16 protein-coding genes and 1 pseudogene are annotated in these 15,116 nt (G+C 64.8%); 12 read left to right on the forward strand and 5 right to left on the reverse strand.

The window, feature by feature from the left end; all coding sequences use genetic code 11:
* The first annotated feature begins 1 nt into the window (after position 1).
* A complete protein-coding gene (locus BLU88_RS08230) occupies positions 2-535 on the forward strand; it encodes a YbhB/YbcL family Raf kinase inhibitor-like protein (RefSeq protein WP_092012294.1) in 534 nt (177 codons plus the stop codon).
* Between the two features lie 93 nt (positions 536-628).
* Positions 629-1,744: a D-alanine--D-alanine ligase family protein gene (locus BLU88_RS08235; RefSeq protein WP_092012297.1), complete on the forward strand. Its 1,116-nt coding sequence runs from the start codon at positions 629-631 to the stop codon at positions 1,742-1,744.
* An 18-nt stretch (positions 1,745-1,762) separates the two neighbouring features.
* On the opposite strand, the gene BLU88_RS08240 is transcribed toward BLU88_RS08235, so the two are convergent.
* On the reverse strand, positions 1,763-2,287 hold the full coding sequence (locus BLU88_RS08240) for a DUF3515 domain-containing protein (protein WP_092012300.1): 525 nt from the start codon (positions 2,285-2,287) through the stop codon (positions 1,763-1,765).
* Between the two features lie 32 nt (positions 2,288-2,319).
* On the opposite strand from BLU88_RS08240, the gene thiL reads away from it, so the two are divergent.
* Genes thiL through rsmD form a run of 4 tightly spaced genes read left to right on the forward strand, consistent with a single transcriptional unit; the run spans position 2,320 to position 7,735 of the window.
* Positions 2,320-3,357, forward strand: coding sequence for a thiamine-phosphate kinase (gene thiL / locus BLU88_RS08245; RefSeq protein ID WP_092012304.1), 1,038 nt, complete (start codon positions 2,320-2,322; stop codon positions 3,355-3,357).
* Position 3,358: 1 nt separating this feature from the next.
* A complete protein-coding gene (locus BLU88_RS08250) occupies positions 3,359-4,978 on the forward strand; it encodes a DAK2 domain-containing protein (RefSeq protein WP_092012307.1) in 1,620 nt (539 codons plus the stop codon).
* Positions 4,975-7,122: an ATP-dependent DNA helicase RecG gene (locus BLU88_RS08255; protein WP_092012310.1), complete on the forward strand. Its 2,148-nt coding sequence runs from the start codon at positions 4,975-4,977 to the stop codon at positions 7,120-7,122. The genes BLU88_RS08250 and BLU88_RS08255 overlap by 4 nt, the downstream gene beginning before the upstream one ends.
* A 10-nt stretch (positions 7,123-7,132) precedes the next feature.
* Positions 7,133-7,735: a 16S rRNA (guanine(966)-N(2))-methyltransferase RsmD gene (gene rsmD, locus BLU88_RS08260; RefSeq protein ID WP_092012313.1), complete on the forward strand. Its 603-nt coding sequence runs from the start codon at positions 7,133-7,135 to the stop codon at positions 7,733-7,735.
* An 11-nt stretch (positions 7,736-7,746) separates the two neighbouring features.
* Here the strand turns inward: rsmD and ehuA are convergent, their stop codons facing one another.
* Genes ehuA through ehuB form a run of 4 tightly spaced genes read right to left on the reverse strand, consistent with a single transcriptional unit; the run spans position 7,747 to position 10,926 of the window.
* The gene (ehuA, locus tag BLU88_RS08265; protein WP_092012317.1) at positions 7,747-8,553 is read right to left on the reverse strand and encodes an ectoine/hydroxyectoine ABC transporter ATP-binding protein EhuA; all 807 of its coding nucleotides are present in this window, start codon (positions 8,551-8,553) and stop codon (positions 7,747-7,749) included.
* Positions 8,540-9,199: an ectoine/hydroxyectoine ABC transporter permease subunit EhuD gene (gene ehuD, locus BLU88_RS08270; protein ID WP_092012320.1), complete on the reverse strand. Its 660-nt coding sequence runs from the start codon at positions 9,197-9,199 to the stop codon at positions 8,540-8,542. Before ehuD ends, ehuA begins: the two co-directional genes overlap by 14 nt.
* Positions 9,196-10,026 (reverse strand): ectoine/hydroxyectoine ABC transporter permease subunit EhuC, encoded by an 831-nt coding sequence (ehuC, locus tag BLU88_RS08275; RefSeq protein ID WP_092012323.1) that lies wholly within the window; start codon positions 10,024-10,026, stop codon positions 9,196-9,198. Before ehuC ends, ehuD begins: the two co-directional genes overlap by 4 nt.
* A 21-nt stretch (positions 10,027-10,047) precedes the next feature.
* The gene (ehuB, locus tag BLU88_RS08280; RefSeq protein WP_092012326.1) at positions 10,048-10,926 is read right to left on the reverse strand and encodes an ectoine/hydroxyectoine ABC transporter substrate-binding protein EhuB; all 879 of its coding nucleotides are present in this window, start codon (positions 10,924-10,926) and stop codon (positions 10,048-10,050) included.
* 116 nt (positions 10,927-11,042) lie between these two features.
* Between ehuB and BLU88_RS08285 the strand changes: the two genes are divergently transcribed.
* The 6 genes and pseudogenes from BLU88_RS08285 (at position 11,043) to rnc (ending at position 15,101) form a co-directional block, all read left to right on the forward strand.
* Positions 11,043-11,795, forward strand: coding sequence for a GntR family transcriptional regulator (locus BLU88_RS08285; RefSeq protein ID WP_092017327.1), 753 nt, complete (start codon positions 11,043-11,045; stop codon positions 11,793-11,795).
* 53 nt (positions 11,796-11,848) lie between these two features.
* Positions 11,849-12,358, forward strand: a complete 510-nt coding sequence (gene coaD / locus BLU88_RS08290) for a pantetheine-phosphate adenylyltransferase (RefSeq protein ID WP_092012329.1) — start codon at positions 11,849-11,851, stop codon at positions 12,356-12,358.
* A 3-nt stretch (positions 12,359-12,361) separates the two neighbouring features.
* The gene (locus tag BLU88_RS08295) at positions 12,362-13,549 is read left to right on the forward strand and encodes an MFS transporter (RefSeq protein ID WP_092012333.1); all 1,188 of its coding nucleotides are present in this window, start codon (positions 12,362-12,364) and stop codon (positions 13,547-13,549) included.
* Positions 13,550-13,623: 74 nt separating this feature from the next.
* A complete protein-coding gene (locus BLU88_RS08300) occupies positions 13,624-14,187 on the forward strand; it encodes a YceD family protein (protein ID WP_231939688.1) in 564 nt (187 codons plus the stop codon).
* A gap of 2 nt (positions 14,188-14,189) precedes the next feature.
* Positions 14,190-14,392 (forward strand): annotated as a pseudogene (gene rpmF / locus BLU88_RS08305) (50S ribosomal protein L32).
* Between the two features lie 4 nt (positions 14,393-14,396).
* Positions 14,397-15,101, forward strand: a complete 705-nt coding sequence (gene rnc / locus BLU88_RS08310) for a ribonuclease III (RefSeq protein WP_039210982.1) — start codon at positions 14,397-14,399, stop codon at positions 15,099-15,101.
* The last annotated feature ends 15 nt before the right edge of the window (positions 15,102-15,116 follow it).

The raw sequence follows: 15,116 nt of genomic DNA on the forward strand, positions 1-15,116 counted from the left end.
CATGAGCGCCAACTCACCGTTCTTCAACCTTCCCGAACTTCCGACCTTCACGCTGACCAGCACCGACATCGAAGACGGTGGGGTGCTCACCGGCCCCCAGCTCTCCGGTGCCATGGGCGTGCCCGGCGGTGAGGACGTCTCACCGCAGCTGTCCTGGTCCGGCTTCCCCGAAGAGACCAAGGCCTTCGCCGTCACCTGCTATGACCCCGACGCACCGACGGGTTCGGGCTTCTGGCACTGGGTCGTCACCGACCTCGACGCCTCGGTGACGAGCCTCGAGACCAATGCGGGTGACCCGTCCGCCGACCTCCTGCCCGGAGGAGCCGTGACTCTGCGCAACGATGCCGGCGAACCCCGCTTCGTCGGTGCTGCCCCGCCGGAGGGCCACGGACCGCACCGCTACTTCTTCATCGTCACCGCCCTGGCCGAACCGCTGGGCATCGACGAATCCGCATCTCCTGCCTTCGCCGGCTTCAACATGTTCTTCAAGGGCATCGGCCGGGCGTGGCTGGAATGCACGTTCGAGGCCAAGTGAGCTAGAGTCTTTCAGTCCGCGCACACGTGAATCGGTGTGCGCACCCCGTGTCCGGTCCCAGTTCGCGGGAGTACCACTTCAGCAAGGAAACCCATGGCAGACAACGATCACCGGCCCCTTGTCGCAGTCCTCTTCGGAGGCCGTTCGAGCGAGCACTCCGTCAGCTGCGTCACGGCGGCCGGAGTGATCGGTGCCATCGACACCGAAGCCTTCGACGTCCTGCCGATCGGCATCACGAAGACCGGCGTGTGGCGGGTCGTCGATGACTGGGCGAGCATGCGGTTCGACCCGCAGGCCATGCCCGAAGTCACCGACAACGGCACCGAGGTGATCCCACCGGTCTCCGCCGACGGGGCACCTCTGCTGCACCGCGATGCCGAGGGCAACTTCACCGAACTGGGTTCGGTTGACGTGTTCTTCCCGCTCATGCACGGACGCTTCGGTGAGGACGGAACTCTGCAGGGGCTGTTCGAGCTCAGCAACACCGCCTTCGTCGGCTCCGGAGTGTTCTCCTCAGCTGCGAGCATGGACAAGCACTATACGAAGTCACTCATGGCGCAGGCCGGAATCCCCACCTGCCCGTGGGAGCTCGTGACCGAGAATATGTGGGTTGCGGACCGTGCTGAGGCGGAGAACCGTGTGGCCGAACTCGGTCTGCCCGTGTTCGTCAAACCCGCTCGTGCCGGATCGTCCATGGGGGTCAGCCGCGTCGCCGAGGCAGCGGACCTCGAAGCCGCCCTGCAGGGAGCGTTCGAACACGACTCGAAAGTCATCGTCGAACCCGAGGTCAACGGACGTGAAGTCGAATGCGCTGTGCTCGGTTCCGTCTATGACACAGATCTGCGAGTGTCCTCACCGGGCGAGATCCGGGTGAGCGGAGACCACTCGTTCTACGATTTCAACGCCAAGTACCTCGATCTCTCCGCCGCAGAGGTCACCTGTCCGGCCGATCTCGACGAGACGGTGACAGCTCGAGTTCAGGAGGTCGCCGCCTCGGTGTTCCGTCTCTTCGACTGCACCGGGCTGGCCCGTGTCGACACCTTCGTCACGGACACCGGGGACGTCGTCATCAACGAACTCAACACGCTGCCCGGATTCACTCCCACCTCGGCGTACCCGTTCATGTGGGCACAGTCAGGACTCGAGTACTCCGAACTCATCGGCGAACTCATCTCGATCGCGCTGATCGATCACTCCCGCGCGAAATAGCCGGGCACGCGGCAGGCGCTAGCCGGCGATGTCCTCGGCGCCGACGCATTCGTTCTCCGCTGGGACCTTCGACAGGGTCGGTGAGATCGCGGCGAGCACATCGTTGCCGGACTCGGCCTTGCGGTTGACCAGCACCTCGACGGCCGGTGTGCGTCCGTAGCTGGTGAACTTCCACGTCGACTCGTCGTCTTCCGCCGGCTTCGAGATCCAATCGACCCCGGACACGCTCACGCACTGATCCGTCGTCGGGCCGGGAGGAGTGACTCCGCAGCGCAGCACCGCGACATTGGGATCTCCCCAGGCCTTCGTGCCCTGCGAGGAGGTCGTGCGCGCCTTCTCACCCGAGATCTCATCGGGCAGGGTGAGCATGATGTCGGCACACTTCGGATTCGCCGCATCCTTCGCCGGTTCGACGATGACAGTGCGCGAACACCCGGTCACAGCGAGACCGGTGAGCACCGTGGCCAGAGCGACGATGGTGAGAGAACGACGACGGTGCGCGGGCCGTGGAGAACGGCGCGTCGAAGCAGGGCGAGATCTCATAGGACTACCGTATCTCCCGATAACCTGGAGCCATGACCCGACTGTCCGAACTTGGCGAATCACACATCATCTCCCGCGTGCTCACCCGCAACCCCGAGTCCGCGCACGTGATCGTCGGACCCGGAGACGATGCGGCCGTGACCGCGCCGGAGGGTCGACTCGTATCCACCGCGGACATGCTCGTTGAGAACGAAGACTTCACCCGCGACTGGTTGGACTGGGACCTGCTCGGACGCAAAGCCGCAGCCCAGAATCTCGCCGATGTCTGCGCCATGGGCGCCGACCCGCATGGACTGCTCGTATCACTGGCGGTGCCCGATGACACGGATATCGCCGACCTCGAGGCCTTGTACTCCGGACTCTTCGACGAAGCGGAGCGGGCAGGGACTGCGCTGGAGTGCACCGTGCCGATCATCGGCGGCGATCTGTCGTCCTCGGGTCTCATCGTCATCGCCATCACCGCGCTCGGAACGGTGAGGGAGGATGCAGCGTTTCTGCGCTCCGGTGCTCAGCCCGGGGATGCGCTCTACCTCGCCGGGACGGTCGGTCGGGCAGCCGCCGGACTCGACCTGCTCTTCGCCGGACTGCGACGCGAGACCGCCGGTCCGGAGCTGCGCGCCCTCATCGACACCCAACTGGCCCCACGGCCCGACTACGGCGCACTGCGCACGGTCGGGACTCCCTCGGCGATGATCGACGTCTCCGACGGACTCAGCCTCGACCTCGCTCGGGTGGCGGCCGCCTCGGGGGTGGGAATCGACCTCGACCGGGCCCTGCTGCGCGACCTCATCGACCCGCTGCTGCCGGCGGCCGAGGTCGTGCTCGACGTGCGAGCGACGGGTGGGGCCGGTGATGCGGATTCGTCGGATGGCCGTGCTGCGACGGCCGATGATCTGGCCCTGTCCTGGGTCCTCGACGGGGGAGAGGACCACGGCTTCGCCGCGTCGGCGCCGTCGCGTCAGGACCCTGGAGTAGGCTGGCGGAGAATCGGTGAGATCCGCACCGGACACGATGTCAGCCTCGACGGCACACCCGTGCCGGCGAGCGGTTTCAGCCATTTCGGGAAGTGACATGAGCAACGCCATCAGCCTCAACGGTCGTCTGGCCGCACGCTGGGCCCGTCGCGCGGTCGACCGGCTGCGCAAGGAGCGCACCGAGATCGACGAACTCAACGTCTTTCCCGTCCCCGACGGCGATACAGGTACGAACATGTACCACACGCTGCGTGCCGCCTACCTCGCCGTCGAAGAGCTCACCGGCCCCGTCACTCTCCCGCAGGTCGTCGCGGCACTCGCCGCCGGAGCCGGTCGCGGTGCCCGCGGCAATTCCGGACTCATCCTCGCAGTCGCCCTCCAAGGGGTTGCCGATGCTCTGGCCGGGGTCACCGTCGCCACCGCCGACGCCATGGCCACCGCCCTGGAGACTGCATCCGATCGGGCGCGTTCCGCCGTCGCCCGCCCCGTCGACGGGACCATGCTCACCGTCCTCGACGCCATGGCCACCGAAGCCCGCGAACGCGCCGACGACGGAGCCTCCCTGATCGACGTCATCGCGGCCGTGCGCGAACGCTCCCGGTCGGCGCTGCGTGAGACCACCGGACAGCTCACGGTACTGCGCGAGGCCGAGGTCGTCGACGCCGGATCGACGGGCATCGTCGAACTCTTCGACCTCCTCTACGCCACCGTCACCGGCCGCACCCCGCAGGATTCGATGCTCGCCGAGGTGGCCCGCGCCCCGAAGATCATCCACGAAGCCACCGCCGACGAACTCGAGATCGTCGCCGTCCTCGCCGATACCCCCGCGGACTCGCTCGCCGAGGATCTCGACCGCCTCGGCGGGACCTCCATCGTCATCAACGCGGCCAAGGTCCACGTTCACGTCGCCGACGAAACGACCGCCGCGACCGTCATCGACCGCCTCGGCGAGTATGGGGTCGCCCGGCTCGACATGGAAGATCTGCGGATGCACGAGGAGGAGGGCGAGACGAAGCTCATCGCCCTGGTCAAGGGCACGGGACTGCTCATGCACACCGCGCTCAACGGGGCCACGGCGCTGACTCCGGAGGCAGGAGACCTGTTCGAAACGATGTCCGAGCTCATCGCCGCCGAGGATCGCGAGGTCATCGTCATCCCCAGCTCCACCTCGGCGCTGAAGTCCCTGACCGGACTGGGAGCGCATGTCGTGCGCTCCCGCAACGTCGCCACACTGCTCTCGGCCCTGGCCGTCTACGATCCCTTCGCCCCTGCAGGGGAGATCTTCGCGGACATGACCGAGGCGGCCGCGGGCACCAGGGTGGGCACGATCTACTCGGCCGATCAGCTCGCCTCGGACCCGCCGACTGGAATGCTGCCGGTCGTCCGCGACGACGGAGAGGCCCGTGCGGGCATGGGCGCGGATGCGAGTGTCGGTGTCGGCACAGCGGTGGCAGCTCATCCGGCGCAGTTCTACCGGGTCTTCATCGAAGGCAGAGCGAAGACCCAGAGCACGGAGCTGCGCACCTTGGTCGAGAAACTCGCCGATCGGCTGCTCGGGGCAGGGGGAGAGCTGCTCACCGTCGTCCACGGACCCGACTGTGCACCCGAGGTGCTCGACCACCTGCGCGACTGGATCCAGAAGTCACATGAGACCGTCCACTTCCAGGACATCGACTCGCGTGACCCCGGGGTGCTCGTGATCATGGGGGTCGAATGACGACCCGGCTCGAAGACAACTTCCGCAAAGCCGACCGCACTCACTTGGCCAAACGCGGGGTGCATTCGGTCACCGACTTACTCCGTTTCTTCCCTCGCCGGTACCTCGTGCCCGGGGAGCGCACGGAGCTCGGGGATCTGCCTTTGGGAGAGACTGCGATCATCCAGGCCGAAGTCATCCGGGTGGAGACGCGGCGGATGAAGCAGCGGAAAGGCACCATCACCGAGGTCATCGTCCACGACGGGAAGCAGTCGATGAAGATCGCGTTCTTCAATCAGTACTGGTTGGAGAAGTCGCTGACGCCGGGGCTGAGTGTCGTCTTCGGCGGCAAGGTCGAATCGTTCCGGGGGCAGCTGACCCTGGCCTCCCCGGTGTGGCTCAATCGTACCGAGGATGACCACGAATGGACCCCCGAGGACCTCAATTCTCCGTTCCCCATCTACCCGGCCGTCAAGGGCATCGCCCAATCCCGGCTGTGGAGTTCGATCAAGACCCTGCTCACCGTCGCCGGGGACGAAGAGTTCGAGGACCCCCTGCCGAAGGGGCTGCGGGAGGCTCATGAACTGCCGGATCTGCGTACAGCGCTGGAGGACATGCACCGGCCGCGGAAGATCGAGGACGTCGAACGGGCTCGGCTCCGGTGGAAGTGGGAGGAAGCGCTCGCCCTGCAGACTGAGTTCGCCGCCCGGAAGGCCATTCTGGCCGGGGAGAAGGCGACTCCGCTGCTGACCCAAGGGGCGAAGAGCCGCCGCTTCGATGACGATCTGCCCTTCACTCTCACGGCCTCCCAGGTCAGGGTCGGCGAGGAGATCGCCGAGGACATGGCCGCCGATCGGCCGATGCACCGGCTTCTGCACGGTGACGTCGGCTCCGGTAAGACCCTCGTGGCTCTGCGGGCCATGCTCACCGCGGTCGACTCCGGTGCCCAAGCCGCCATGCTCGCACCCACCGAGGTGCTCGCCACTCAGCATTTCCATTCCATTCAGAGCCTCCTCGACGAGCAGATGGCGCTGTCGCCGCTGCTGTCCGATGACGATCAGGTGACGGTGGCGCTGATGACCGGGTCGATGCCAGCGAAGGATCGTCGTGAACTCGCCGTCGACCTCGTCACCGGGAACATCGACATCGTCGTCGGAACGCATGCGCTGCTGTCGGAGTCGACGATGTTCGCAGCCCTCGGTCTCATCGTCGTCGACGAACAGCACCGCTTCGGTGTCGAACAGCGGGAAGCGCTGCGCGCGAAGGGCGGGGACACCACCCCGCACACTCTCGTGATGTCGGCGACGCCGATCCCGCGCACCGTGGCGATGACGGTCTTCGCCGACCTCGATATCTCGACCTTGAAAGAAATGCCGGCCGGGCCGAAGGACATCGCCACCCATGTGGTGCCGATCGTCGACCAACCTGCCTGGTACGTCCGGGTTCGGGAGCTCATGCGGCAGACCGTCGAGGACGGGAGGGGAGTGTTCGTCGTCTTCCCGCGAATCGAACCGACGGACATCGAAGATCCGGAGTCCGGGGACGTCGTCGGACAGAAGCAGGGTATCGAGGACATTACACGGAAGCTGTCTGAGACCCCGGAACTGGCTGGTCTGAAGTTCGGTCTGCTTCATGGGCGGATGTCGACGGCGGAGAAGGACCGGGTGCTCGCGGACTTCGTCAAAGGCGACATCGAGATCCTCGTCTCGACGACGGTCATCGAGGTCGGCGTCGACGTGGCGAGGGCGACGATGATGGTCATCATCGAAGCCGAGAACTTCGGTGTCGCTCAGCTGCACCAGCTGCGCGGACGCGTCGGCCGTGACGGCAACTCGGCAATGTGCTTCCTGCTCACCGAGATGAGTGCTGAGGACGAGAGCTATGGACGGCTGCAGGCGGTGGCCGAGACGCTCGACGGTTTCGCTCTGGCCGAATACGATCTCGCCGCCCGAGGCGAAGGCGATGTGCTCAGCGGGTCGCAGTGGGGCGGTTCTTCGCTGCGACACCTGTCGATCCTCCGCGACTCCGAGATCGTGGCCGAAGCGAAGACGCTCGCCGAGCAGATCGTCGCCATCGACCCCACTCTTGAAGCGGTGCCTGCGCTCAAGGCTTTCATCCGGCGCGTCCTGCCCGAGGACGATGCCCACTTCATCGAGGCAGGCTGAGGAGGCAGACATGAGGATTATCGCCGGAGCACACAAAGGGGCCAAGCTGACCTCCCCGTCGGGGGCGAATACCCGGCCGACGTCCGACAGGGTCAAGGAGTCGCTGTTCTCTATGCTCGACGGCTACGGAGTGCTGCAGGCGGCGAACGTCCTTGACCTCTTCGCCGGTTCCGGAGGTCTCGGTTTCGAAGCGATGTCGCGGGGAGCGGCGCAGGTCGACTTCGTCGACTCGTCCCTGGCGGCGACCCGAGCCCTGGAATCCAACGCGGACAAGCTCGGCCTCGACCATTCTTCCGAAGTCCACACCGGGGATGTGCTCCACTATCTCTCCGGTCTGCCCGGGCAGGAAGATCCGGAGTCCCGAGTCTTCGACCTCGTGTTCATGGACCCGCCCTACCCACTGGGGGAGGACGCGGTCACGCAGATCCTCCGCCGCCTGAGCGCGCACCTGGACATGGAGTCCATCGTCGTCGTCGAACGCGCCGCCCGTTCGCCGGAGCCGACGATGCCGGACGGACTTGAAGTCTTCCGTGCGAAGACCTTCGGCGAGACCGCGATCCATTTCGTCCAGCTCTCCGGGGAGGCCGACACGGACCAGAAAACGGCTGACTAGAGCTTGGTTGACTAGAGCACGCTGGAGAGGAACGAGCGGGTGCGCTCGTGTTGCGGATCGTTGAAGATCTGATCCGGCGGACCCTCTTCGAGCACCTGACCGCCGTCGAACATCATCACCCGGTGTGAGACATCGCGGGCAAACTGCATCTCGTGCGTGACCAGCAGCATCGTGATGTCCGTGGTCTCGGCGATATCGCGCAGCACTCCGAGCACGTCACCGACGAGCTCCGGGTCGAGGGCGGAGGTGACCTCGTCGAGGAGGAGGATCTCCGGGTTCATCGCCAGCGCACGGGCGATCGCCACACGCTGCTGCTGACCGCCGGAGAGACGAGTCGGGTGGGCATCGGCCTTGTCGGCCAGGCCCACTCGTTCGAGCAGCTCCTTGGCTTCCCTGCTCGCTTCGGCCTTGGACTTGCCGAGCACATGGACGGGGGCTTCGATGATGTTCTCGAGCACGGTCATATTCGGGAACAGGTTGAACTGCTGGAAGACCATGCCGATGCGCGTGGTCATCTCACGCGTGCGCTTCTTCGGCAGCTCGACGCGTTTGCCGTCGCGCTCTTCGAAGGTCAGCGGCTGTCCGTCAACGTAGATGAATCCGCCGGTGAGCTCCTCGAGCGTCATCACCAGGCGCAGGATCGTCGTCTTGCCCGAACCACTGGGTCCGATGAGGGTGACGCGTTCGCCGGGAGCCACCGTGAAGTTGAGGTTCTTGAGCACTGTTGTCGGCCCGAAGCTCTTCTCCACATCCTTGAACTCGATCGCCGGTGTGCCTGCGGCGGCGGGAGTGGCTGGGGTTTTCTCAGTAAGTGGCAAGGCGTCGGTCCAATCTCTGAATGAGCAATGAGGTCGGGTAGCTGGCGACGAGGAAGATGATTCCGGCCAGAGTGAAGGCTTCCGTATAGGCGAATTTCGCTGCTCCGAACTGCTGCGCCGAGGTGACGAGCTCGACCACGGAAATCGCGAACAGGAACGGTGTGTCCTTGAACATCGCGACTGCGTAGTTTCCCAGCGAGGGGATGGTCGCACGCAGAGCCTGCGGCAGCACGACCGCGGTGAAGGTCCTCACCGGCGGCAGGGACAGTGCGGTGGCAGCCTCGAACTGGCCCGGCGGCACCGAATCGATCCCGGCACGGTAGCTTTCGGACATGTACGTCGAATAGTGGATTCCGATGACGATGAAGCCGATGACGAGCGCCGGAACATCGACCAGGCCCGGTATGCCCGCGAAGATGTAGTAGACGAAGATCAGCTGCACGACCAGCGGCGTGTTGCGGACGAAGGCGACGAGCAGTCGGACAATCCAATTGATCCAGCGCGGCAGTCCGCGGATGGCCACGGCGATGATGAGACCGAGGACCGTGGCGATGATCGTGCCCACGACGGTCGCGATGAGCGTGTTGACGAAGCCGCGGAGCAGGATCGGCAGCGCTTCGGCGGCGAATTCCCAGTTCCAGATCACAGGGCTCCTCCCTGTCCGGGGAAGGGCCCTGATCCGGGATCTGTCCCGCGTCCGCGGTTCGCGCCTTCGCCAGCGGCAGTATGGGAGGCCAGACGGTCCTTGCGCACGGAATCCTCGCGGGCGAGTCGACGGGCCTCTCGACGATCGGTGCGCGAGTTCGGACGCCGGCGCCCCAGCGCCGCCGTGGCTCGGCGTTCGAGGAAGTTCATGAGCTCCTGGAGCAGCCAGGCGATGACGAAATAGATGATGAGGCCGACGGTGAAGGCGAAGTACGTGTCGTTCGTGGACTGACGCAGCTGCGTGATCTTGTCGGTGAGGTCCTGGAGAGTGATGAATGAGACGACCGCGGTGCCCTTGAGCAGCTGAATGAGCAGTGTGGCCAGCGACGGGATCATCAGGGCCCAGGCCTGCGGGAAGATCACGCGGATCATCCGTCGGGACGGTGAGAGGCTGAGGGCGATCGCGGCCTCCCACTGCCCTTTGTCGACGGTGGTGATCGAGGAACGGACCACCTCGGCGGAATAGGCGCCGTAGTTGAGCGCCAGCGCTCCGATGCCGCAGATCATAGGATCGAGCTCGACGCCGAGGAGCGGGAAGACGTAGAACAGCCAGAACAGCTGCACGAGCAGGGAAGTGCCGCGGAAGAATTCGACGATGATCCGGGCAGGAACTCGCAGCCACGCGTGCGTGGACGTCATCGCGAGCCCGAGAGCGAGCGCTATGATGACGGCACCGAGGCTTCCGACGACCGTGAGGATGATCGTCACCCGAACTCCCTCCCACAATTGTGGGAGGAAGTTCAGCAACGTCGTGAGGTTTTCGGTCATGGTGCTTCAGTTCGCGTCGACTCAGGAGTCAGCGGTGGGAAGTTCGCCCTTGCAGAGCTGATCGGTCGTGATCGAACCGTCAGGGCGCTCCTCCTTCGTGAAGCCGTAGTCCCCGACGATGTCGAGGTAGGACTTCTCGTCGGAGACGATCTTCTCCAGTGCCTTGTTCCATTCGTCGCGCAGCTCGTCGTCACCGGTACGGAACACAGTGGCACCCGCTCCGACCTGCGGGACTCCATCGATCTCCTGGACGAAGGATTCGCTGACTTCGACGTCGGCGTCCTTGTTGTTCTTCGCCATCCAGTTGAGCGAGATCCCCGTGAGGGCGAAGACATCGGCGCGCCCGGTCGTCACAGCGTCCATGCCGTCCTGTGGGGTGCCGACCTGCTGAGACTTGATGCCCAGGCTCTCCGCGTAGTCGGACTCGATGGCACCGGTCATTGTGGCCAACTTGAGGCCCTTCTCCTTGACGTCGTCGAGGGACTTCATCCCTTCCTGCTCGCCCTTCTTCGTCATCAGAGCCGTGGTGTACATGAACTCGGGGTCGCCGAAGGCGGCCTGTTCGCAGCGGTCGGGAAGAATCGACATTCCGGCAGAGATCGCGTCGAAGCGCTCGGCGTTGAGACCTGGGATGAGGGAGCCGAACTCGGTGTTGACGCCTTCGACGTCGTCGACGCCGAGCTCCTTGAACACGGCCTTGGCCAGCGCCACGGACGCTCCCTGGAGTTCGCCGCCCTCCTCGAAGCTGTATGGGGCTTCACCGGCGAAGCCGACGGAGATCTTTCCGTCGTCGATGGCCTTCTGCAGAGTCGACTTGTCCGAGTCGCTTCCGCCGCAGGCACCGAGGGTCAGCGTCAGCGCGAGAATCGAAGTCGCGGCGGCCAGTCCTTTGAGTTTCATGTGCTGTTCCTTCCTTGAACGTCGACACATCATCGTGACGTGCGTCTCTGGAACAGTATTCAATACTCATGTTGTCCGAATGTCACACTGTCTGACAACGTTATATGATCGTGATCGTGACGAATCCTCCGACTTCCGAGCTGCCGGTACTGCGCAAAGTGGTCCGTGCCTCGACGATCGACCTCATCGTCGATCAGATCCGCAATGCCATCTATTCCGGTTCCCTCGAGCCCGGTCAGTCGATCAACGAAGTGCGTACGGCCGAGCTGCTCGAGGTGTCGCGACCGTCTCTGCGGGAGGCTCTGCAGCGTCTTATCAGCGAAAGCGTGATGACGCATGCTCCCGGACGTGGTGTGCATGTCAGGCGGATGCGCACCGCCGATATCGACGACGTCTACGCCGTCCGTGAGGCGATTGAATCGCAGGCGGTCAAGCTCGTCATCCGGCAGGGGCGGTCCACTTCACGGATTAGGCAGGGGCTGCGAGAACTCGAGCACGCCATCGCGGAGAACGCGGCGCGCACGATCGGGGACGCGGACCTCAACTTCCACCATTCGATCGTCGCGTGCTCCGGATCGAGGCGGCTGACCGACCTCATGAAGGTCTCGATGGTCCACACCCGCCTGCTGTCGCTGTCCGATAAGCGCGGCTACGAGGTCCGGTGCGACCTCATCGACAGCCACCGCAAACTCGCCGAGGCGGTCGCCGCCGGTGATGAGCGTCGTTCCCTGGCCATCGTCGCCCGGATCATGGCCGAGGCGGCCTCGCGACTGCACGGACCCGGAGACGGTTTCGATGCGCAGGTCGTCAAAGGCCACGACGGCGAGACACTTGCCGACGATCAGTGGCTGCAGCTGCGTGATGCGTGAGCGGCACGTGGAAACCACACGCCTCTGATCGGGGCAGACGATACGATGAGGGCATGAAGGTCGTCTGCCCCGGTTCCTATGACCCGATCACCATGGGTCATCTCGATATCATCGCCCGCAGCTCTCGGATGTTCGAAGAGGTCGTCGTAGCGGTCGTCCACAATCCCTCGAAGTCCGGTCGCTTCGACCCGGAAGTCCGCGCGGACCTCATCCGCCGTTCCCTGGCCGAGGACGAACGCACTCAGAGCGCGCAGAACATCACGATCGACCTCGTCTCCGGAGGACTTCTCGTCGACTACTGCACCAGGATCGGCGCCCCCGCCGTCGTCAAGGGCCTGCGCTCGGGCACCGACTTCGCCTACGAACTGCCGATGGCGCTGATGAACAAGCACCTGTCCGAGCTCGAGACGATCTTCGTCCCCGGCGATCCGAAGTTCGAACACGTCTCCTCCTCGCTCATCAAGGAAGTCCACGGAGGCGGCGGGAACATCGAAGGCCTCGTCCCCACCTCGGTGCTGGCGGCCCTGCGGAGCGATGCGGCCGTCGACGACAGCGCCCGCTGAGGGATGGACGCAGCGACTCCAGCCAACCGGGCCTGGTTCCCAGGCCTCGTCATCCATACCGTGCTCGCGCACGCCACCTACAACGGCGTCCGCGTCCTCATCTCCTACCGCACCCTCGAACTCGGCGGATCGGGATTCGTCCTCGGCCTGATGACAGCCGTGTACTCCCTCGTCCCGCTGCTCACCGCACTCTTCGTCGGCCGCCTCGTCGATCGGGGCTACGCCACTGCGGTGCTGTGGACGGGAACGGTCCTGTCCGTCCTGCCTGTCGCGCTTGCGGCCATGGCCCCCAACCTCGGGGTGCTCCTCATTGCGACGATGAGCCTCGGCATCGGACAGCTGCTGACCACGGTCGCCTCCCAGGCGCTCATCCCGCAGAGCTTCCCGGCGGCCCAGATGACCTCGAAGTTCGGCCACCTCACCCTCGGCGTCTCGATCGGTCAGACCGTCGGACTGCCGATGGCGGGAATGGTCGCTGATGCCACTTCGGGCGATACGGCGATCACGAGCGCACTGTGGTTCATGACCGCAGTCTCCGCGCTCACCCTCATCGCCGCCGTCATCGTCATGCTCCGCGGCCGGACTCCGCACGTCTCCCGCGCCGACGCGGCCGAAGGTGCGCAGTCACCGTGGGCGCTGCTGTCGCTGCGAGGGATGAAGCCTGCGATCTTCGCGTCTATGGCCACGCTCGCCGCCGTTGACCTGATGACCGCCTACCTGCCGCTCATCGGTCAGCAGAACGGACTGTCCGTGACCACGGTGACGTGGCTGCTCGCCCTGCGCACCCTCTCCTCGGTGGTCTCACGGCTCTTCATCGGAAGCCTCACGGCCAGGTGGCGGGACCTGTCTCTGTTGTGGACCGCCTCGGCGATGGCCGGCGTCAGCGTCATACTCATCCCGATCTTCAGCCAGCCGTGGATGCTCGGAGTGCTGCTCACGGTCGCGGGATTCTGCTTCGGGCTCACCCAGCCGCTGACCATGTCGTGGGTGTCCGCACTGGCCGATGCGAAGAATCGGGCCGCGGTGCTCTCGATCCGCTTGGCGGGCAACCGACTCAGCCAGGTCGCCATCCCATCGGCCGCCTCGGCGCTGACGGTCCTCGCCGGCTCCGGGATCGTGTTCACGATGTCCGGGGCGCTGCTCATCCTCGCCGGGGGAGTGACCTGGCGCAATCATCACGAACGATGGTGACGAGGAACACTGGCGGGGCGGTTCCGGATCGATTGGTAATGGCCGCTGAAGATGATTAGAATGGTGAGTCGCGTGTGAACGCAGGAGCGACATCCTCAAACGCACCAGGAGGACGGGGCATGAAGAACAGATCTGAATTCGTCTATGATCTCAGGTCCATGGGATTGCTCGGTCATCCGGGTGAGTGGGAACGGGTGAACACCACCTTGTCGGCTCCAGCGGATCTCAAGATCGAAGTGATCGGGGTTGCGGAAGGTTCACCACTGACGCTCGAGCTGATGTTCGAGAGTGTGTCGGAGGGGATCTACGTGTCGGGGACAGTCTCGGCGACGGCCCGCGGCGAAGACGCGAGGACGCTCGAACCCATCGAGTTGCCTATAGATGTCGACATCCAGGAGATGTACGTCTATGAGCAGGCCGAAGGGGACGAGGACTCCTACGTCATCGACCGGGATCAGCTCGACCTCGAGCCCGCGATCAGAGACGCCGTCGTGATGGCTCTGCCGTTCAATCCCTCACGGGATGCGAGCGAGGAGTTCAGCTACACCCTGGGGGAGGACCTCGAGGTGGACGAGGACGAATCCGAATCGCCGTTCGCATCATTGAAGAATCTGTTGGAAGAGAAGAAAGAGAGCTAGACGTGGCTGTTCCGAAGCGTAAATTGTCGCGCAGCAACACCCGCCACCGTCGTTCGCAGTGGAAGGCCAAGGCTCCGAACCTGGTCAAGACTGTGGAGAACGGTCGCGTTGTGTACTCGCGCCCCACCAGGCCAAGGTCGTCGAAGACTCAGCCGGCACCCCGCTGTACCTCGAGTACAAGGGCCGCAAGGTCGCTGACGTCTGAGACTGTGGAAACTGACACCACAGCAGCACTGAAGAAGAGTCTCGGGATCGATATTGATCCCGAGACTTTTCGTCTCGCGCTCACGCACCGCTCCTTTGCCTTCGAGGCCGGTGGGATTCCCACCAACGAGCGCCTCGAGTTCCTCGGCGACTCCGTTCTGGGCCTCGTCGCCACCGAGTCGCTGTTCTACGACAACCCGGACCTGCCCGAAGGACAGTTGGCCAAGATGCGGTCGGCCGTCGTCAACACGCGCGCTCTCGCATCGATCGCCCGCCGGCACGGAATCGGCGAGCACATTCTGCTGGGCAAGGGTGAGGAGCTGACCGGAGGCCGGAACAAGGACTCGATCCTCGCCGACACCGTCGAAGCGCTCATCGGCGCGACCTTCGTCTCCCGCGGACGCGAAGAGGCTTTCGCCTTCGTCCACCGTCTCATCGACGGAATGCTCGACGACGCGGTCAACCTCGGCGCGGGGATGGACTTCAAGACCACCTTGCAGGAGGCGGCTGCCGACCTTGACCTCGGCACCGTGAGCTACGAGATCACCTCGTCGGGACCCGACCATGCGATGGTCTTCACCGCCACCGCGATGCTCGGCGTGAACAACTGGGGCGCCGGCGACGGATCCTCGAAGAAGGCCGCCGAAGCCGCGGCCGCCGAGGTGGCCGTCAAAGCTATCCGCACCATCTACCCGGACTACCGGCGCTGAGTCTTTCCGTGCGGC

It is taken from the genome of Brevibacterium siliguriense (assembly GCF_900105315.1).
In the GTDB taxonomy this organism is placed as follows: domain Bacteria; phylum Actinomycetota; class Actinomycetes; order Actinomycetales; family Brevibacteriaceae; genus Brevibacterium; species Brevibacterium siliguriense.